Here is a 20,695-nt window from a genome sequence, read left to right on the forward strand (position 1 = left end):
ACATCTTAACAATACAGTGATGAATCTCACATATTGTCTACCACTTACCCTCACCTAGACCCTGACCAATAAAGGCATATTTAATTTGTGAACGTGAGAACTTAATTGGACATGCCAATTGCGCTTCGGTTTGTTCACTATTTTCAGATAATGGTACATCCACGACCCAACCACGTTGTTCAGCAATTGGAGAAACCAGTGCTTCGTCAAGGCTCAAGACAGGTTCCACACAAATATCTAAGGTTTTAAAAAGTTGCTGCCATACTACAAAATCTTGGCTCTTAAACTTTTCCTGCAATGCTTGTTTCACCGCTTGGCGGTCTTCAGGATCAAATGATGTGCCTTTGGCAAGAAGTAATGGCAATTCTAAAGCCGCTGCCAAACCCGCCATAAATTGTGGTTCTAAACTTCCGACAGAGAAATAACGCCCATCTTTGGTTTCATAATAATCATAAAAACTCGCACCATTTAACATCCCTTGTTCTGGTGCTTGTGGCGTCTGACCTGCCAAACTTGCAGAAGCAGCCATGCTATTTAAACTTGCCACACAATCTGTCATGGAAATATCAATATATTGTCCAAGACCACTACGTTGACGCTCAACAACCGCAGCTAAGATACCAATCACCGCATGCAAAGAACCACCTGCCACATCCGCAATTTGAATTCCAAGTGGTGGTGGGCCACTATCTTGACGGCCACTATGACCTGAAACACCCGCTAATGCGAGATAGTTAATATCATGCCCAGCACGATCTTTATAACTTCCTGTTTGGCCATATCCCGTAATCGAGCAATAGATTAAACGTGGATTAATCTCTGCCAAAGTCTCATAGTCCAAACCTAAACGGCGCATGACATCAGGACGAAACTGTTCCAAAACAATATCAAACTCAGAAATTTTATTTTTGATCAGTTCAATATTGTTTGGCTCTTTTAGATCAAGCGCAATCGACTGTTTATTTCGATTCAGATAACTATGTGCAGTGGCTTGCCCATTGGCATAGGGTGGCATAATTCTCACGAGATCTGGACGCGTTGGAGATTCCACATGGATCACTTCTGCACCCATATCCGCAAGATACATACTTGCAAATGGACCAGGCAATAAAGTAGAAAAATCTAGAACTTTCAATCCTTTTAAAGCAGATGGCATAATAATTTTTACTCGATTTGTTCAAATTTTCTTTTATACTAGGTTCGGATAAACACAAAAACAATGTCATGTTCAGCCATTTACCTTGATCGTTTCGGCAATTTAACATGTACTTAGTGAGCAATATTTTTTCTCTTGTCAATTGCTCAATTAGATATTTTAGACGGTTATTTAGGTCAATTATCGTGAATAGTAAAGAAACTGAAGGATTCAATATGAGCCGTGATACGATCAGCATCCACTTCGTGAATGCGGCTTTAACAGGGGTTAAACGCCTTGGCATGGACGTTGAAACATTACTTTCACATGTTGGAATTGAGGCAGAACTGCTGCGTCAACCCAAAGCGCGAATCTCCCCTGAGCAATATACTCGTTTTGTCAAAATGTTATGGATGGTCACTCAAGATGAACACGTAGGTTTTGATGTACAGCCTCGTCGTTTAGGTACATTTGCCATTATGTGCCAATTAATCATACATTCGAAAACACTTGGACAGGCACTGGAACTCTCCTCCCAGTTCTATAAATTGTTTGGTGATGAATGGTCGGTGAGTCTGGAGCGTGACAAACACGAGGCCCGTCTGGTTCCCCATATTCCCAAAGCGCTTGACCCTGATCATTTTATTACTGAAAGCATGCTGATGATTTGGCATGGACTTGCATCATGGTTAATCGAACGCCGCCTGCCACTGGAACGTGTTCATTTTGGCTATGAACGCCCTAACCACGCCGATGAATATGATGCGCTGTTCTTTGCGCCTGTGATGCAATTCGATGCACAACGTACGGAAATCACATTTGCTGCTGATTATCTAGATTTACCAATACGCCAAGATGACAAAACCTTAGAAGAGTTTTTGAAAGCGGCACCTGCACAATTACTGGTAAAATTCAAGAATACCAACTCACTGACTTCACGTATCCGAGATGTATTGAAGAGCCAAATTGGTGAAGAAATGCCAACCTTGAATGATGTTGCAGCGATGTTATATCTTTCTCCACAAACATTGCGTCGTCGTTTGGCAGCAGAAGGTAAAAGCTATCAAGGGGTCAAAGATGCCTTACGTCGTGATGCTGCAATTCATTTATTATTAACACCAAACCTTACCCTTGAAGATGTTGCTCAACAAGTTGGCTTTAGTGAAACCAGTACCTTCCACCGTGCCTTCAAAAAATGGACAGGTGTTACGCCTGGTTTATATCGCCAACTACACGGACAGCATTTATAAATCACTGCATATAGATAGTCTGAAAGCTCAGGCTATCTACTCCGCTGACTCTGAGAATACGGACCGATCTCTTTTATTATTCAACAATCTCTTTCAATAAAATAAAACTGAGTGTGATAAATTTTGCCATCACTCGCAGTATGTTCCAAAATGGAACATACTGAACTTTGTTCAAGTTCACCAACTTTAAAGATGTTTCCCAAATGTTTGGTAATTGCAGGGCGTTTTGTGCTAAACAACTCTGCCATCTATGCCTGACTTAACCAAACAGTTTCCTGTTCCAGATTAACCTCTAACTGTATTTCCCGATCGTGACTGCTAAAAAACTGGATTTGACTCATGGTGTTTTATTTATGCATGCCATTTTAACGATTAAAATTGGCGAAAAACATCACACTTGCCAATGTTTATCATCATTGCACTGCCAGTTAAATTGAGTACACTCGAAGCACAATGATTTTAATTTAAGGCAATACAAGGAACAGCTATGAGCGAGGCCTATATTATTGATGCCATTCGCACACCACGCGGAAAAGGAAAAAAAGACGGCTCATTACATGAAGTAAAACCAATTACTTTACTCACAACATTATTGAATGAATTACAACAACGCCATCAACTCGACACATCTAAAGTCGATGATATCGTTCTCGGTTGTGTAACACCGATTGGTGATCAAGGTGGGGATATTGCCAAAACTGCTGCGATTGCTGCAGGTTGGAATGATGATGTCGCTGGCGTACAAATCAACCGTTTCTGTGCTTCTGGTTTAGAAGCGGTGAACTTGGCAGCACAAAAAGTTCGTTCAGGTTGGGAAGATGTTGTGGTTGCTGGCGGTGTGGAGTCAATGTCACGTATCCCGATGGGTTCAGATGGTGGACCATGGGCACTTGATCCTGAAACCAATTTAAAATCATCTTTTGTACCACAAGGTGTGGGTGCAGACTTGATTGCAACTTTAGATGGTTATAGCCGCGCAGATGTAGATGCTTTTGCAGTGGGTTCACAACAAAAGGCCGCTGCTGCTCAGGCAAATGGTTATTTCGATAAATCCGTAGTGCCTGTGAAAGATCATGCAGGTGTAACAATCTTAGAAAAAGACGAATTTATCAAAGGGACAACCACCGTTGAAGGTTTAGCAAAACTGAATGCTAGCTTTGAGATGATGGGACAAATGGGCTTCGATGCAGTTGCATTACAGAAGTATCCTGAAGCACAAAAAATTAATCATGTTCATCATGCAGGCAACTCATCAGGGATCGTTGATGGTGCTGCGGTGGTGTTATTGGCTTCTGAGAAAGCAGTTAAAGAGCAAGGCTTAAAACCTCGTGCCAAAGTGCTGGCAACCGCATTGGTCGGCACAGACCCAACCATTATGCTGACAGGCCCTGCTCCTGCTGCACGTAAAGCATTAGAAAAAGCAGGCTTGAGTATCGACGATATTGATTTATTTGAAGTGAATGAAGCTTTCGCAGCTGTGGTGATGCGTTTTATCACTGAATTGAAAGTTCCTGCCGAGAAAGTCAATGTCAATGGTGGTGCGATCGCTATGGGACATCCTTTGGGTGCAACGGGCGCTATGATTCTAGGAACTTTGTTAGATGAATTAGAGCGTCAAGGTAAAAAACGTGGTCTAGCAACATTATGTGTCGGTGGTGGTATGGGTATCGCTACCATTATCGAGTTGGTGTAAATCACTCAAAACCTCCCTGAAATATGAGACTCGGAAACGTCATTCGCAACCTGCTTAGTATCTACAATATATTGTTTCTGCGATAAATTGTATAAATGAAAGAATTGAACAGGTTTTGCGAATGACAATGGTTTTGCCTACTTTTGACGAAACAAAAGTAGGTCGAACCGAAGGTTTATCCTAAAACTAGATGAGAGTTTAACAAGACGCTGCGATGCTTATATTTACTTATGCAGGTCACTTACGATTAAGCTCATAAAATATTGGACGATGATGTATGAGCGCTATTAAATACGAAAAAAACGCTGACAATATTGTAATTCTTACCCTTGATTCATCGGGTCAATCTGCAAATACCATGAATGCAGAGTTCCGTGATGCTTTAGATGAAGTCAGTCAAAAACTGAAAGCTGAAACTGATCTGAAAGGTATTATTTTCCGTTCAGCTAAGAAAACCTTCTTTGCTGGTGGTGACTTAGATGAGCTGATTCAGGTACAACCTGAACATGCCACTGAATTTTTCAAGATGATTGAAAAACTCAAAGGTGACTTACGTACAATCGAAACTTTAGGTGTACCTGTTGTTGCCGCATTAAACGGTACTGCGCTTGGCGGTGGCTGGGAAATTGCTTTAGGTTGTCATTACCGCATTGCCATTAATGATCCAAAAACTAAATTTGGTTTACCTGAAGTGACTTTGGGCTTGCTGCCAGGTGGTGGTGGTATCGTCCGTATGGTGCGTCTGCTCGGCTTACAAAATGCATTCCCGTTCCTCATGGAAGGTAAGCAATTTGGTGTCGATAAAGCAAAATCTCTCGGCTTGGTACATGACACCGCCGAGAATGAACAAGAGCTGTTAGACAAAGCCATTGCTTGGGTCAAAGCCAACCCGAAGTCACAACAACCTTACGATGTGAAAGGCTACAAAATCCCTGGTGGTGATCCTAAAACGCCTGCGGTTGCGCAAGTGCTTGCAATTGCCCCTGCCATGCTACGTGACAAAACCAAAGGTTGCTACCCTGCTCCTGAAGCGATCATGGCGGCTGCAGTTGAAGGTGCACAAGTCGATGTAGATACCGCGCTTCGTATTGAATCACGTTACTTTACGCAACTGACTGTCGGTCAAGTGTCGAAGAACATGATCGGTACGTTTTGGCATGGTCTAAATGCAATTAAATCAGGTGCGAGTCGTCCTGCTGAAGTTGCTAAATGGCAAGTGAAAAAAGTCGGTGTTTTAGGTGCAGGTATGATGGGTGCAGGGATTGCCTATTCAACCGCAATCAAAGGAATTCCTGTCGTACTCAAAGATGTGTCTGTAGAAAATGCAGAGAAAGGCAAAGCTTATTCACAAAAGCTACTTGATAAACGTGTTTCACAAGGTCGTATGACCGCAGAAAAACGTGATCAAGTGTTAGCGCTTATTACAGCTACTGCTGATGCAGCTGATCTACAAGGCTGTGATTTAATCATTGAAGCAGTATTTGAAAATCAAGAACTCAAAGCCAAGGTGACTCAAGAAGCTGAACAGTATTTAGCGGAAGATGGAATTTTTGCATCGAACACGTCTACCTTACCTATCACAGGTCTAGCAACAGCAAGTAAAGATGCTAAAAACTTTATTGGCTTACATTTCTTTAGCCCAGTCGACAAAATGCAATTGGTCGAGATCATCAAAGGCAAAGAAACTTCAGCTGAAACATTAGCTAAAGCCTATGACTTTGTACAACAAATTGCTAAAACACCAATCGTGGTAAATGACAGTCGTGGTTTCTTTACCAGTCGTGTGTTTGGTACATTCATTCAAGAAGGTATGCGTCTTCTTGCTGAGGGTGTACATCCAGCAAAAATCGAAATGGCAGCACTCAAAGCAGGTATGCCTGTTGGTCCTCTTGCGATTCAGGATGAAGTATCTTTAACTCTGACTGAGCATGTAGCAAGCGAAACGCGTAAAGCATTGCAAGCTGAAGGGAAAGACTTACCGAAAACCCCTGTAGATGAAGTGGTTCACACCATGATTCACGAGCTCAATCGTAAAGGTAAAGCAGCAGGTGCAGGCTTCTATGAATATCCAGAAAATGGCAAAAAACATTTGTGGGATGGGCTCAGCCGTTGGACAAAAGCGAATGATATTTCTGAACAAGATATGATTGATCGCTTCTTGTTTGTTCAAGCGCTGGATACTTTGCGCTGCTATGAAGAAGGTGTTCTAGAATCAGTCATTGATGCCAATGTCGGTTCAATTTTTGGAATCGGTTTCGCACCATGGACAGGAGGCGCAATCCAGTTCCTGAACCAGAATGGAATTGAAAAATCTCTCCAGCGTTCAGAACAATTGGCGGCTCAATATGGTGAACGTTTTAATCCACCGCAGTTATTGAAAGACAAGGCACAGAAGAAAGAAGTGATTCAATAATCCATTTCTTTTAAAAGCGTTAAAGCTCGTATGGAACATCCGATCTGTACGGGCTTTTTAATTGCCCAAATAAAACCCCAGCAGAATTTCCGTCTAATCCATCACAAATTATGCTATAAACATCGCCATTCCGCTTTTTTTTATGTCCTTTGGAACTGCGCTTATGTCTGAGAAACTCTGTCCTGAAACCTCGCCGTGGGGTTGGAAAGCACTGATCATCACTTGCATTTTAAGCTTTATCTTTATGGTGATTTTTTATTTAGCCATAAATAATGAGCCTGACTATATGCCAATGAATCAAAAAAAAGCAGCGGCAGCAGCTGAAATGTCACAATCTCCAGCAAATGGCGAAGCTCAACATAGCGAGCATCAGCAACACAATCACTAAAGTATTCTTGTCGAAGATGATAAATCCATGTTAAACATGGATTCATCATGATATTCGAGATGTTCAATATTTCAGCAAGATCGTCAGGCACTGGTCGTTGAAGGTGATGGAATGCGTGGCGCATTTACTAGCGGTGTTCTGGATGCATTTTTACAGCAGCAATTTAATCCCTTTGATCTCTGTGTCGGTGTCTCCTCAGGTTCTACCAATATTGCCAACTACCTCGCCGCACAACAGGGTCGCACCCTGCAAATCTATCTAGATCACTCACTCCGCCCTGAATTTATCCATTATGGCCGCTTCTTTAAAGGCGGTGATTTATTGGATTTAAAATGGATGTGGGATGTAGTTGAAAAAGAATATCCTTTAAATCAGACACATCTATTTGAAAATCACCCTGAATTTTATATGGTGCTCACCCATGCGATTTCAGGTGAAGCCACTTATATCAGAGCATCTAAAGACAATATTTTAGATGGATTAAGAGCATCTAGTTCTATCCCTGTCCTCACACGTCAAGCAGTTGACGTATTTGGTGAGCCCTACTTTGATGGCGGCGTTGCGGATGCCCTCCCAATACATTGGGCTGCTCAGCAACATGATGTTTCGAAACTTATGGTATTGCGAACACGACCAAAGAATTATTATAAAGCTAGCAGCAAAGGTGATCAGTTGCTTGCTAAATATGTGTTTAAACAAAAACGTGGTTTTGCACAAAGCTTGCTTAACAGAACTCAACGTTACAATGATTCGGTGCAATTTGTTCGCTCAGCGTCAAAACAACAAATTCTTGAAGTTTGCCCCCCTGATCTAAAAAACATGGCAGGTCGACTTTCTAAAAATAAAACAAAAATCCGCTATAGCTACGATGTCGGAATCGAAACAGGGTTAAAAGCGATTGAGGATTGGAAGAGCCTCTGATTCTGCACGACCAAATCTTGAATGAATCAGGATTGAATAATTTGGTTATTTCTATCCCCAATTATTCAATCATTTATGCTTTTTTCTATTTTTAATATCTACAATGCGATTTTTTTAACTGACTTTTGCAGACTCTTACGCATTGAATCCAATACAAAATATAAATAAATTCCCCAAAGTAATTTTCAAACCATATAATATAGGACTTACGCATTGACGGATTCAAAAAAGTACTAAAATACTTTATAAAGTATCTGTGATCAGACGAATTAAACATGCTTCTACAGCAACTTGTACTCTACCCATTTATATGGGCTTTCTCATGACAGAACCGAACTCTATTAGCTGCACACAACTTGCCGAGACTTATAATATCTCGCATGATAGTGTAAATCGCTTTCTAGAGCGTGAAGACTACACACCTCACGACCTATATCAAGAAACAATTCAACATATTGATAATAATAAACTTATAGTCAGTATTGATGATACTGTTTTAGATAAACCGTATAGTCAGCATATGGACTTAGTTAGCTATTTTTGGTCAGGCAAACACCACCGATCCGTCAAGGGTATTAATCTCATTACCTTGTATGCGACAGATCAAAATGGCAAAAATATTCCAATTAATTTTCGAATTTATGATAAGTCAGCAAGTAAAACCAAGAATGATTACTTTATGGAGATGTTAAGTGAAGTACTCAGTTGGGGTGCAAAGATTCAATTTATTACAGGTGATAGTTGGTATTCATCGACTGAAAATCTAAAAACCATAAGAAAATATGGTATTCGATTTATGTTTGGTGTCGACAGTAACCGTAAGGTTTCCCCTGAAAAAGGACAATGGTTTCAACTGCGTTTATTGCCAGATTTCCATCAGGGTCAAGTGGTCTGGCTCAAAGATTTTGGCTTTGTACAATTATTTAAGACTCAGTTAAAAGAACAGCAGAGGTTTTATATTGTGCATCAAGATGAAGATGATTTATTATCCTTTGAGGGTTTTCATGAATTACATTCAAGTCACTGGAAAATAGAACAATATCACCGAGTGATTAAACAGGTTTGTCATATTGAAAAGTTTCAGGTAAGACGATCTAAACTGATTTTGAATCATATTTTTTCAGCCTTGATGGCCTACGTTCAGATACAAAAGAACCAGTTTGAGCGGACCTTTGAAAATGTATATCGTTGGCAGAAGAAATTATTTAGACCAATCATCAAAGACTTCATTGATGACTTTATTCTCGATAAAAATCATCTGCTACCACAGAGAATCTATAAATAATAGTGCGTAAGTCCTATAATATTTAAGGTTTTATTAGTTTTATTGATTAATGCTGCAACCTTAAAATTTTAATTTTTGGAATTTATTATGAGCAATCAACCATCATCACAAAAAAACTCAAATGAAGAAACGGTATTAGGATGGAAGTTTGTCATTATTGTGGGCGTATTAAGTACCATATTTCTCAGCTTTTTTTATTTAGCAATGTCTCAAGAACCTGATTACATGCCTAGTGCACAACGTAAAGCCCAACAAGAGAAAGAGCTTGCTCAACATGAACATGCTTCTGCTGCATCAGAAGTTATTGAGCATAACCAACAAAAGTAGCATCAAAATATGAGCTTATATCATCTTGATTACGATCCGTTGAGTAAGCCCTCTCAACACGATTTTCATTTATAAAGTATTTAGATTCATCGTCATTTCAATGTGCGAAATTCCGCACTCATCATATGAATTACCTTGTACAGTAAAGCCTAGCTTTTCATAGAATGAGATTGCATGGACTTGAGAGGATAATGTCAATACTGATAGATGTTGCTTTTGAGCATAACTAATAATTTCTAGCATAATCATTTGTCCAATACCTTGCCCCCGATAGGCTTTAACAACAGCCACTCGCCCTACACTGTGGTTCTGCAACAAACGCGCTGTGGCAATCGGCTGATCTTGGTCATAGATTACAAAATGCTGAGAAATCACATCTTGATCATCCCACTCATCTGCTTCAGTAATACCTTGTTCACAAATAAAAACCTGCGTTCGGATCAATTTAGCATCTTGCTGTAATTGATCCCAACGTCCGTGTTTGACCTGATACATACAATCCCCAGACTCGATTAACATTTGCAGCCAATATTTTCGATCGGCATTTGATCTTGCAATAATAATTCTAGGCTTTGTTTTTCAATGCCATACATGGCTTTTAAGGCTTGGATTTGTTGCATAATTTTTGGATCAGGCTGTTGAAGTGCTTTACGTTTCGTCGCCAAAATCATTTTATTTTTACTGGTATGTTCTAAGGCAACAAACTCGAATACTTTGGTTTCATAACCATATGCTTTCAGTAATAAGGCACGTAGGGTATCCGTCAACATCTCCGCCTGCTGCCCTGCGTGAATACCAAATTGCAGCATTGGCTGTAATACTTCTGGGCTATGTAATTGTGGGCGAAGTTCTTTATGACAACATGGCGCACACATAATCATTGAAGCGTTCAGACGAATACCCGTATGAATCGCAAAATCGGTGGCAATATCACAGGCATGTAAAGCAATCATCACGTCCAATTTCTCAGGTTGATAACTACGTACATCACCTTCAAAGAAATCAAGATGATTGAAACCTACCTGATCAGCTACATTCTGACAAAACTCGACTAAGTTGGAACGCAATTCCACTCCTGTGATCAATGGTGTTTTTTGTTGCGACTGTAAATAATCATACAATGCAAAAGTTAAATAACCTTTACCTGAACCAAAATCAACGATATTTAATTGCTGTTGCGAAGCGTCAATCTGTTCATAGGCATTTGAAAAGATTTCAATAAACTTATTAATCTGCTTCCACTTTCGCCCCATACTTGGAACAATCTGGCCTTTTTCATCTGTAATGCCTAAATGTCTTAAAAAAGGACTTTGCTGCTGTACATAACGTTGCTTTTCACGATTGTGCTGTTGTTGTTCAACTTTAAGTACTGATGTTTGCTTTTTTTGATAATTTAACATCGCTTTCTTTTTATTTTTCTTTAATTGGATATCTTGATTCAAAGTGAATAAATTAGCTTGTTTAGATAGATTCAGTAACTCAGCAATCTTTTTTACACCATCAGTTAGAGTGTAATTTTTCGTCACATCCTGAGTGGTGTGATGATATAAACAAGACAGTGTTGCCTGTCCTTGTAATTCAATCATACGAAAAGTTATTTTCTCTAATTCTGTCAATTCACCTTTGTATTGACTAAGTATCAGCCGATCAAAGCTTTTATTTTCAATAGATTGCTGGATATCCAAGAAAAACTGCTGCTCTTGTTCAAAAGAAAATTTCGGCGCAAACATAATGAAAACCTGACAAATAGAAACTAAATTTTAAAGCGTCTTACTTTAAAAGGGAAATTGCATTACGATACAGTTGTATTTTTATGCAAACAATAAATCTGATGACCGTAAATACCTTGTTGAGCTATGACCCGAAAGAAGAACGAATTAATGCTTATAGTCATGGTATTGGAGCTGTATTAGCACTGATTGCTTCTATTTTACTCATTATTAAAGGTCAACACCTGCCTTTAGGACAATGGTGCAGTTTATGGGTATATGGTTTTAGCTTAGTCTTATTACTGAGTAGCTCAATGATTTATCATTTTGCTCAAGATGAGCGTAAACGCTATTGGTATAAAAAACTGGACCATACTGCGATTTATTATCTCATCGCAGGTACATATACCCCCTTTCTGAGCATCGCGATTCCGACAGCTAAAGCCCACTATTTACTGATTGCTTTATGGGTAATTGCACTGATTGGCACGCTATTTAAGTTAGTTTTTATTCATCGCTTTCAAAAAGTTTCATTAGCCGCTTATCTTGTGATGGGATGGTTGGCAGTTTTGGTCATGGATGATATGCAACGCTACCTTTCAAAAGAAGCAATTCAACTATTAATTGCAGGTGGACTTGCCTATACCGTTGGCACATTGTTTTATGCGTTAAAAAAGGTAAGATATACCCACGCAATTTGGCATGTTTTTGTGCTATTAGGGGCAGGTTTACACTTTTTGGCGATCTATTGTTATGTATTATAAAGCTCTACATTACATCCAGTTTGTTAAGTAAACCCCGCATTCAAAAGGGCTTTTCAAGGTCGTGATCGCTCTGCATCTTGAATAAATAAAATTAAGGTTATGTATGTCGTCAAGTACTACGACAGTCACTACAGCAGTGGCTAGCAACTCAAAAGTACGAGTGTTATTTGCCAGCCTCGTTGGCACTACGATTGAGTTTTTCGACTTTTATATCTATGCAACCGCAGCTGTATTGATTTTTCCACATCTCTTCTTCCCTGAAAGTAGTGATGGTGCCGCAGTACTTAAATCACTCGCAACCTTTGCAATTGCTTTTATCGCTCGACCAATTGGTGCTGCCATTTTTGGACATTTAGGGGATCGAATTGGGCGTAAAGCAACGCTCGTTGCGGCATTGCTTACTATGGGAATCTCAACCGTTTGTATTGGTCTTTTGCCGACCTATGCACAAATCGGTCTTGCAGCTCCTTTACTTCTTGCCTTATGCCGTTTAGGACAAGGTTTAGGCTTAGGCGGTGAATGGAGTGGTGCTGTTCTACTCGCTACTGAGAATGCACCAGAAGGTAAACGCGCTTGGTATGGTATGTTTCCTCAACTCGGTGCGCCAATTGGCTTTATCCTTGCCACAGGCTCATTTCTATTATTGAATGCCTTTATGTCCGAGCAAGATTTTATGACTTGGGGATGGCGTATTCCATTTATTTCCAGTGCTGTATTGGTTCTTGTTGGTCTCTACATTCGTTTGAAACTGCATGAAACACCAGCCTTTCAAAAGGTGCTAAATAAGCAAAAAGAAGTCAATGTGCCATTTAAAGAAGTCATGACCAAGCATCTACCGATGTTAATTCTCGGTACGATTGCGGCAATCTGTACTTTTGTGGTGTTTTATCTCACGACAGTATTTGCTCTAACATGGGGAACAACTCAATTAGGCTATACACGAGGTGAGTTTTTACAACTTCAACTAGCCGCAACTTTGTGTTTTGCTTCATTTATTCCAGTTTCAGCCATTTTAGCTGAAAAATTTGGACGCAAAACCACATCAATCGCTGTCTGTGTATTATCAGCACTATTTGGCTTATGCTTCGCTCCATTGCTTGGTTCTGGTAGCCCAATATTGGTGTTTTTATTCTTGTGTATTGGACTTTCAATCATGGGGTTGACCTATGGACCCATTGGAACTGTGCTTTCAGAGATTTTTCCAACATCAGTACGTTATACAGGTTCAGCATTAACCTTTAATTTAGCTGGAATTTTTGGTGCTTCATTTGCACCTTATATCGCGACTCAACTTGCAGAAAGTTATGGTTTAGGGGCTGTCGGTTTATATCTAAGCTTAGCTTCTGTATTATCTTTAATTGCATTTTTACTGATTCGTGAAACCAAAAATGATGATGTAAATAACCAAATTTAATCACACCTTTTATTCTCGGATGATTTATTTAATTAGGGTGTGTTGACACTTTTAGCTTAAAAAAATAGCGAAGTAGTAAAATCAAATCGCCGAACCCAATTTTACTATTCGCTATGCCTCGTACCATGCTGACAGATCAACACTGGCAAAAGTTGAAAGTTATTCTGCGTAATTTATCCATTCACCACAACTCAAATTTACGCAATTTTATTGAAGCTATTCTCTATAGAATTAGAACAGGCTGTCCGTGGCGAGATATTCCTTGTTGTTTTGGTCATTCAAACTCTATTTTCAAACGTTTTAATCGTTGGTCAAGCAGCGGTAAGTTACTTAGATTATTCAAATTACTAGCCTCATGCCCCGATATGGAGTGGATTTTTATTGATGGCTCTCATGTACGTGCTCATCAACATTCTGCCGGCATAGCGAATCAATCTATTTCTAAAAGTGTAGGAGGAAACTCCTCAAAAATACATTTGATTGTTGATGCACATGGCAATCCTATTGATTTCATGATTACCGATGGAACCACACATGATGTTAAAGTTGCACCTGATTTAATATCAACATTAGATTTAAAAGAGACAAAAGTGGTATGTGCAGATAAAGGCTATGATTCAGAACCACTGCGTGAACAGATCAGGAAAACAGGGACTAAAGCGAATATACCAAAGAAAACAAATAGCCAATCGAACAATGACCATATGGACTGGTATTTATATAAAATCAGGCATTTAGTTGAAAATATGTTTTGTAGATTAAAGCAATTTAGAGGAATAGCTACTCGATATGACAAGCTCAAAAGAAATTATCAAAGTTCTGTTGCTTTAGCCTGTATATTTTTATGGCTACCTTTATAGGGTTAATTATGAACAGTAAATGTCAACAGACCCTAATCATCCGATAACCATTTATCGGGCAATTTCAAGCCTTTTACACTTGGTCTAACAACAACATTCTGCAAAATATTTTTTGTGCTAAAATACTCCCCTCCTATTTTTTAGACGACTGTATATATGTACGCAGTGATTATCGTTGCCGTATTTTTAGTCAGCTTCCTATACACTTATTATCGTGGCAAGGAACGATTAAAAGCATCTCGACAATTATTCGACCATTCTACATTCCTAGCCCCAGTTAACATGTTTATGACTGGTTTCTCTAAACTGCCTAACCAACCGTTCTTTGATGTGGCGCAGTTCCCAGAACTGAAACCATTACAAGATAACTGGCAAGTGATTCGAGAAGAAGCGATCCAACTTCAAAATCAAATTAAAGCTTCAGAAAAAAATAATGATGCTGGTTTTAATACTTTTTTTAAACGCGGTTGGAAACGCTTTTATCTGAAATGGTATCAAGATAGCCACCCATCAGCACAACAACTCTGCCCCAAAACAGTCGCTCTGTTGGAAAGTATTCCTTCAGTAAAAGCAGCCATGTTTACTGAATTACCATCTGGTAGTTATCTTGGTAAACATCGTGATCCTTATGCGGGCTCTGTTCGCTACCACTTAGGTTTAGTCACACCGAATAGCGATGACTGTTTCATTGAAGTCGATCAGGAACGTTATTCTTGGAGAGATGGTGAAGCCACTGTTTTTGATGAAACTTATGTCCATTGGGCACATAATCAAACAGATGAAACACGTATTATTTTATTCTGCGATATTGAACGTCCAATGAAATGGGGTTGGGCACAGAAAGTAAATCATTGGTTCGGACGAAACGTGATGTCTGCTGCAAGTTCACCCAATGATGATCAAGATAAAACTGGTTTTATCAATCGAATTTTCAAGTATGGTTATGCTGTACATCACTATGGTCGTGGTTTAAAACAACGTAATCGTAAAGTTTACTATCTTGCAAAATGGCTGATGTTTGCAATCATTATTGGTCTAATACTTTTACCTAGCTTTTTATAAAAGCTGATTATAAAAAAGAGATGCTGAGCATCTCTTTTTTATTGCCAAACAATATTATTGATTTGTCTGAGGTGCTTGAGCACTGGCTGTTTGGGCCGCCATATCTGCCGCCTGAACCGCAGCCTCACCAATCAGGGCAATCTTGGCTTTTTCCTGACTCTTAGCAGACAAAGCAGGATTTGATGCCACGATACGATTAATATTGGCAGAATTTGCTGGTGCAATTGCCGCAGTTTGTAACACGATTGGACGATTACCTGTATCACCGAGAATATAACGAATACCTGTACGTGGACTAATCACAGTAGTAACTTCACGTTTAACCTGCGCCTCAGCAGTAGTCGCCCCTTTTGCTGCAAGCACTTTATCGACCGTAGTCGTTTGAGGAACGTTATCTGCAAGTACAACGCCAGATAATGCAGCACTCGCTAAAATTAAAAGTTGTAATGGCTTTTTCATTGTCTTCCCGCTTTTAATGCGAATCCAATTAAGGAGGATAATTCTCATAATAAAACTACAAAGTTGCTCTAGACACAAGTTACTTCTCGTAAAAAAGCAGAGCAAATGCTCTGCTTTTCATTTGAATACAAACTAAGTCAAAATTTTAAATTTTACCGTGACATTGTTTATATTTTAGACCTGAACCACATGGGCATGGCGCATTACGGCTTTCTGGTACTGGAAATACTGCATTTCCAGATAAGCTACCACTCTCTTCAGAAATCGTCACTTCACCTGTTAAACCATCAACATCATCATGTTCAAATGATAAACGCATTGATTCAGCTTGACGTTGTTGTTGTGCTTCAAGCTCAGCCAATTCTTCTGCTGTTGGTACATGAACACGAGATAAATCAGTCACAACGTCTGATTTGATAATACCCAACATGTTCACAAACAAATTAAATGCTTCTTTCTTATATTCCTGCTCTGGATTTTTCTGAGCATAGCCACGCAAGTGGATACCCTGACGTAAATAATCCATCGCCGCTAAATGATCTTTCCAATGGCGATCTAAAGAGTTCAGCATAAAGTGACGCTCTAACATCGCAGCAGATTCATCACCCATTTGAGTACGGCGTTGACGATAACGTGAAATCACTTCATCAGAAATACGTGCAATCAGACCTTCCTCATCCAAGCGGCGATCTTGATCTAACCACTGCTGTACAGGAAGCTCGATACCTAGATCCGTGCGTAAAGCAGTTTCTAGACCAGGAATATCCCATTGATCATGGATTGATTCAGGTGGAATGAAGTTCGCAATTACCCCTTTCATCACCTCTTTATGCATCTCTTCGATATAATCTTGTAATGTACTTTCTGCCAAAATCTCATCACGTTGTGAGTAAATAATTTTACGTTGTTCATTATTTACATCATCGTACTTCAATAGATTTTTACGAATATCAAAGTTACGTGCTTCAACTTTGCGCTGCGCATTTTCGATCGAACGACTCACCATTTTGTGCTCAATGGCTTCATTTTCTTGCAAGCCCATTGCACGCATCATCGCAACGACACGATCACCCGCAAAGATACGCATCAAATCATCTTCAAGTGATAAATAGAAGCGAGAAACACCAGGGTCACCCTGACGACCTGCACGACCACGAAGCTGGTTATCAATACGACGTGATTCATGACGCTCTGAACCGATGATATGTAAACCACCTGAGTTCAATACATCTTCGTGATCTTTTTCCCACTGCGCTTGTAAACGAGCTTCGTCTTCTGGCGTAGGATTTTCAATTTTTGCGAGTTTGGCTTTCCAGTTACCACCCAGCAAAATATCGGTACCACGACCCGCCATGTTGGTTGCAATCGTTACGGCGTTTGGACTACCTGCTTGCGCAATAATATCTGCTTCACGCTCATGTTGTTTGGCATTGAGGACTTCGTGTTGGATACCTGCTTGTAATAACTTTGCAGATAAAATTTCACTCGCTTCAATAGTTGCAGTACCAATCAAAATCGGTGCAACACCCTGCTTACGAATATTGGTAATTTCTTCGATAATTGCGTTGTATTTACCGTTACGATTTAAATAAATTAAGTCGTTGTGATCCTTACGCACCATCGGACGGTGAGTTGGGATAATAACAACATCTAAACCATAGATTTCTTTCATTTCAGCAGCTTCAGTATCAGCTGTACCTGTCATACCTGAAAGCTTTTTATATAAACGGAAATAGTTCTGGAACGTTGTGGTTGCCAAAGTTTGGTTTTCAGGCTGAATTTCCATATTTTCTTTGGCTTCAACCGCTTGGTGTAAACCTTCAGACCAACGACGACCAGGCATCGTACGACCCGTACTTTCATCAACAATAATCACTTCTTCTTTTTGAGTCTGAGGATTAATGCCAATAATGTAGTGAACGTTCTTTTGGTATAGATAATGCGCACGAATCGCAGCAGTGACATGGTGAACCAGATTTAGGTTCGCAGCAGAATAAAGACTTTCACCCTCAGCAAGTAATCCCATACGGATTAACTCTTGCTCAACAGTCTCGTAACCAACCTCAGTCATTTCAACTGAGCGTTGTTTCTCATCAACCCAGAAGTGTCCGCCATCAGCCACTTTTTCTTCTTTCTGAGGTTTTAATGTTGGAGGAATGCTATTGATTAACTGATATAAATGCGATGAATCTTCACTTTGACCTGAAATAATCAATGGCGTACGTGCTTCATCAATTAATATCGAGTCTACTTCATCGATGATCGCATAACTTAAACCACGTTGTTTTTTCTCTTGTAGAGAAAACACCATGTTGTCACGAAGATAATCAAAGCCAAATTCGTTGTTCGTACCGTAAGTAATGTCTGCTAAATAAGCTTGTGCTTTCTCAGCAGGCATTTGCATCGAATAAATCACACCAATGCTGAGACCTAAAAACTCAAATAATGGGCGATTCAGCTCAGCATCACGTTGTGCCAAGTAATCATTTACCGTAATCACATGAACACCTTGACCACTCAATGCATTGAGATAGCAAGCCAAAGTACCCATGAGGGTTTTACCTTCACCTGTACGCATCTCAGCAATTTTACCTTCATGTAAGGTAATACCACCAATCAACTGCACATCATAGTGACGCATACCCATAACCCGTTTTGCTGCTTCACGGCAGACTGCAAAGGCTTCAGGCATCAATTTATCTAAACTTTCACCGTTGCTAAAACGCTGTCTGAATTCTGGAGTTTTTGCAGAGAGGTCTGCATCGCTAAGAGCAGATATCGTCGGTTCAAGCGCATTAATTTGTTCAACAATTTTACGCATGCGTTTGAGCTCACGCTCATTTTTTGTACCGAAGATACCTCCGATCAGACTTGCCAACATGAATAAACTCTCTAATCCTGTTTGTTTAAATAAGTAATTTTTTCTTAGCTGTTATTATGGAGTCAGAAATAAGAACTACAAGGGCTTTGCATCCAAACAGGTAAAAAAACTGCGAGACGATTCTGACATCACACAACTAAAGAGCGTTAATGTAGCAAATTTGGATTTAACTTACATCGCTTTGCGTGTGAATTTATGATCAATTTTTTAGCTTCGCTACATTCAATTATCTTAAATTCTCATAACAAAATGAAAAAACAATAATTTTATTTATAAAGTGATTCCTGCATATTAAATACACACATAAAACATCAATAATGTATTGAGGACTAATTAAATGACATTACGTTTAGGTGATATCGCCCCGAATTTCCAACAAGACTCTAGCGACGGTCATATTGATTTTTATCAATTTTTAGACGACAGCTGGGGCATTTTATTCTCACATCCAGCGGATTTCACCCCAGTTTGTACCACCGAACTTGGCTTCACCGCTAAACTGAAAGATGAATTTACAAAGCGTGGCGTCAAAGCAATTGCACTTTCAGTCGAAGATGTTGAATCGCATAAAAGCTGGATTCAAGATATTAATGAAACACAAAATACTACGGTCAACTTTCCAATTATTGCGGATAAAGATCGTAAAGTTTCTGAACTATATGGTTTTATCCACCCAAATGCGAGTGAGACCTTAACTGTTCGCTCACTGGTCATTATTGATCCGAATAAAAAAGTCCGCTTGATTATTACTTATCCAGCCTCAACAGGTCGTAACTTTAATGAAGTGTTGCGAGTGGTGGATTCACTACAGCTAACGGATAAACATAAAGTCGCAACACCTGCAAATTGGCAACATGGTGAAGATGTCGTCATTGTACCGTCATTGAAAGATGAAGAAGAAATTAAACAACGTTTTCCTCAAGGCTATACCGCAGTGAAACCTTATCTACGTTTAACACCACAACCTGAGCAAGATTGAAGCCGACTAAAGGCTTCAAACGCAGCGAAAGACAAACGAAGTGTGTAGTACACAAAACGAATAACGCTCGTTACGAACGCAAGTCGAAACAGCTATGCTGTGAGTTAAAAGATTGAAGCCGACTAAAGGCTTCAAACGCAGCGCAAGACAAACGAAGTGCGCAGTACACAAAACGAATAACGCTCGTTACGAATGCAAATCGAACAATAAATATTGAATCTGAATAACAAACTCTATTGCCTATCGACCCGATAGGCTTTTTAAATCGCAAAATAAAAACTTGTTGGTATTTTTTAGTCGATACGTTATAAAAATAATTCTCTTCAAAATAGAATAACAATCACGATGATTTATAACATCCATCATCTCCATTGCGGAAGCTTCTGCCCTGTTTGTGCTCCCCTATTTGGACAGAAAGGCTGGAAAGCACATCTAGTTTGTCATTGCCTACTTATTGAAACTGATCGAGGTCTGGTTTTAATTGATACAGGCTTGGGTATACAGGACTATTTGCACACTGAACAACGTCTAGGTTCATTACTGACTCAATTTGGTTCGATTGTGCCCAATCTCAAATTAAGTGCCATCGAACAAATTCAAAAATTAGGCTTACGCCCTGAAGATGTGCAACATATCTTTGTCACACATCTTGATTTTGATCATGCAGGTGGTATCTCAGATTTTCCTAATGCAACCGTGCATATTTTAGCTTCCGAGTTTAATGCAACACAGACATTAACAGCCAAAGGTAAATTTCGTTATAAAACTGAACAATTTAAACAACATCGTCATTGGAATTTTGCTGAACATACAAATGGTGAAGCTTGGTTTAATTTAAAAAGGGTTCAAGGTCTTCCTTTTTTCCAAGATGAAATATTAATGATTCCATTGATTGGTCATACTGCTGGACATTGTGGTATTGCAATTAAAAAAGCTGAAGGCTGGATTTTATTCTGTGGTGATGCGTATTACACCCATTTAGAACTCAATCCAAAAAACAAATTGAGAGCCTTAGATCTTACTGAACGTTTATTGGCAGAAGATAATCGACAAAGGTTACATAACCTTAAACAGTTACAATATCTGGCTCAACATGAACCGAGTATTGAGTTAATTTGTGCGCATGATCCTGTTGAATTTAATCGTTATCAATAA

19 protein-coding genes are annotated in these 20,695 nt (G+C 39.4%); 13 read left to right on the plus strand and 6 right to left on the minus strand.

From position 1 onward, the window contains the following. Nucleotides 1-37: 37 nt before the first annotated feature. On the minus strand, nt 38-1,156 hold the full coding sequence (locus ABLB98_RS10780; protein ID WP_256415286.1) for a CaiB/BaiF CoA-transferase family protein: 1,119 nt from the start codon (nt 1,154-1,156) through the stop codon (nt 38-40). A gap of 215 nt (nt 1,157-1,371) precedes the next feature. Between ABLB98_RS10780 and ABLB98_RS10785 the strand changes: the two genes are divergently transcribed. Further along, nucleotides 1,372-2,385, plus strand: a complete 1,014-nt coding sequence (locus ABLB98_RS10785; RefSeq protein ID WP_348882305.1) for an AraC family transcriptional regulator — start codon at nt 1,372-1,374, stop codon at nt 2,383-2,385. An 80-nt stretch (nt 2,386-2,465) separates the two neighbouring features. Here ABLB98_RS10785 and ABLB98_RS10790 read toward each other — a convergent pair whose 3' ends face one another. Further along, nucleotides 2,466-2,633 (minus strand): hypothetical protein, encoded by a 168-nt coding sequence (locus ABLB98_RS10790; RefSeq protein ID WP_369028712.1) that lies wholly within the window; start codon nt 2,631-2,633, stop codon nt 2,466-2,468. Between the two features lie 239 nt (nt 2,634-2,872). Between ABLB98_RS10790 and ABLB98_RS10795 the strand changes: the two genes are divergently transcribed. From ABLB98_RS10795 to ABLB98_RS10820, 6 genes are all read left to right on the plus strand, one after another. Then, the gene (locus tag ABLB98_RS10795; RefSeq protein WP_288400311.1) at nt 2,873-4,078 is read left to right on the plus strand and encodes an acetyl-CoA C-acetyltransferase; all 1,206 of its coding nucleotides are present in this window, start codon (nt 2,873-2,875) and stop codon (nt 4,076-4,078) included. A 277-nt stretch (nt 4,079-4,355) separates the two neighbouring features. After that, complete coding sequence (locus tag ABLB98_RS10800; protein ID WP_348882288.1) at nt 4,356-6,491, plus strand: 3-hydroxyacyl-CoA dehydrogenase NAD-binding domain-containing protein; 2,136 nt, start codon at nt 4,356-4,358, stop codon at nt 6,489-6,491. Between the two features lie 163 nt (nt 6,492-6,654). After that, the gene (locus tag ABLB98_RS10805) at nt 6,655-6,879 is read left to right on the plus strand and encodes a hypothetical protein (RefSeq protein WP_004908835.1); all 225 of its coding nucleotides are present in this window, start codon (nt 6,655-6,657) and stop codon (nt 6,877-6,879) included. Between the two features lie 66 nt (nt 6,880-6,945). Continuing rightward, complete coding sequence (locus ABLB98_RS10810; protein WP_348882306.1) at nt 6,946-7,800, plus strand: patatin family protein; 855 nt, start codon at nt 6,946-6,948, stop codon at nt 7,798-7,800. A 256-nt stretch (nt 7,801-8,056) separates the two neighbouring features. Then, nucleotides 8,057-9,085, plus strand: coding sequence for a transposase (locus ABLB98_RS10815; RefSeq protein WP_348882289.1), 1,029 nt, complete (start codon nt 8,057-8,059; stop codon nt 9,083-9,085). A gap of 87 nt (nt 9,086-9,172) precedes the next feature. Next, nucleotides 9,173-9,412, plus strand: a complete 240-nt coding sequence (locus tag ABLB98_RS10820) for a hypothetical protein (protein WP_087535701.1) — start codon at nt 9,173-9,175, stop codon at nt 9,410-9,412. 69 nt (nt 9,413-9,481) lie between these two features. Here the strand turns inward: ABLB98_RS10820 and ABLB98_RS10825 are convergent, their stop codons facing one another. Together ABLB98_RS10825 and ABLB98_RS10830 are read right to left on the minus strand one after the other, a co-directional pair. After that, nucleotides 9,482-9,907: a GNAT family N-acetyltransferase gene (locus tag ABLB98_RS10825; RefSeq protein WP_348882290.1), complete on the minus strand. Its 426-nt coding sequence runs from the start codon at nt 9,905-9,907 to the stop codon at nt 9,482-9,484. 17 nt (nt 9,908-9,924) lie between these two features. Continuing rightward, complete coding sequence (locus ABLB98_RS10830) at nt 9,925-11,142, minus strand: SAM-dependent methyltransferase (protein ID WP_348882291.1); 1,218 nt, start codon at nt 11,140-11,142, stop codon at nt 9,925-9,927. Nucleotides 11,143-11,243: 101 nt separating this feature from the next. On the opposite strand from ABLB98_RS10830, the gene ABLB98_RS10835 reads away from it, so the two are divergent. The 4 genes from ABLB98_RS10835 to lpxO all read left to right on the plus strand — a co-directional run bounded on the left by ABLB98_RS10835 (nt 11,244) and on the right by lpxO (nt 15,221). After that, a complete protein-coding gene (locus ABLB98_RS10835; protein WP_087543432.1) occupies nt 11,244-11,885 on the plus strand; it encodes a hemolysin III family protein in 642 nt (213 codons plus the stop codon). 103 nt (nt 11,886-11,988) lie between these two features. Beyond that, nucleotides 11,989-13,299, plus strand: a complete 1,311-nt coding sequence (locus ABLB98_RS10840) for an MFS transporter (protein WP_348882292.1) — start codon at nt 11,989-11,991, stop codon at nt 13,297-13,299. Between the two features lie 113 nt (nt 13,300-13,412). Continuing rightward, entirely contained in the window at nt 13,413-14,159 is a 747-nt protein-coding gene (locus tag ABLB98_RS10845) for an IS5-like element ISAba31 family transposase (protein WP_004645384.1), read from the plus strand. A gap of 156 nt (nt 14,160-14,315) precedes the next feature. Beyond that, complete coding sequence (gene lpxO, locus ABLB98_RS10850) at nt 14,316-15,221, plus strand: lipid A hydroxylase LpxO (RefSeq protein ID WP_087535698.1); 906 nt, start codon at nt 14,316-14,318, stop codon at nt 15,219-15,221. A 54-nt stretch (nt 15,222-15,275) separates the two neighbouring features. On the opposite strand, the gene ABLB98_RS10855 is transcribed toward lpxO, so the two are convergent. Both ABLB98_RS10855 and secA read right to left on the minus strand, forming a co-directional pair. Beyond that, nucleotides 15,276-15,680, minus strand: coding sequence for a hypothetical protein (locus tag ABLB98_RS10855; protein WP_348882999.1), 405 nt, complete (start codon nt 15,678-15,680; stop codon nt 15,276-15,278). 145 nt (nt 15,681-15,825) lie between these two features. Next, the gene (gene secA / locus ABLB98_RS10860) at nt 15,826-18,561 is read right to left on the minus strand and encodes a preprotein translocase subunit SecA (protein WP_348883000.1); all 2,736 of its coding nucleotides are present in this window, start codon (nt 18,559-18,561) and stop codon (nt 15,826-15,828) included. 337 nt (nt 18,562-18,898) lie between these two features. Here secA and ABLB98_RS10865 point away from each other — a divergent pair, with 337 nt between their 5' ends. Together ABLB98_RS10865 and ABLB98_RS10870 are read left to right on the plus strand one after the other, a co-directional pair. Further along, complete coding sequence (locus ABLB98_RS10865; RefSeq protein WP_348883002.1) at nt 18,899-19,540, plus strand: peroxiredoxin; 642 nt, start codon at nt 18,899-18,901, stop codon at nt 19,538-19,540. Between the two features lie 345 nt (nt 19,541-19,885). Continuing rightward, a complete protein-coding gene (locus ABLB98_RS10870; RefSeq protein ID WP_348883003.1) occupies nt 19,886-20,695 on the plus strand; it encodes an MBL fold metallo-hydrolase in 810 nt (269 codons plus the stop codon).

The organism is Acinetobacter yuyunsongii (assembly GCF_041021915.1).
GTDB lineage: Bacteria > Pseudomonadota > Gammaproteobacteria > Pseudomonadales > Moraxellaceae > Acinetobacter.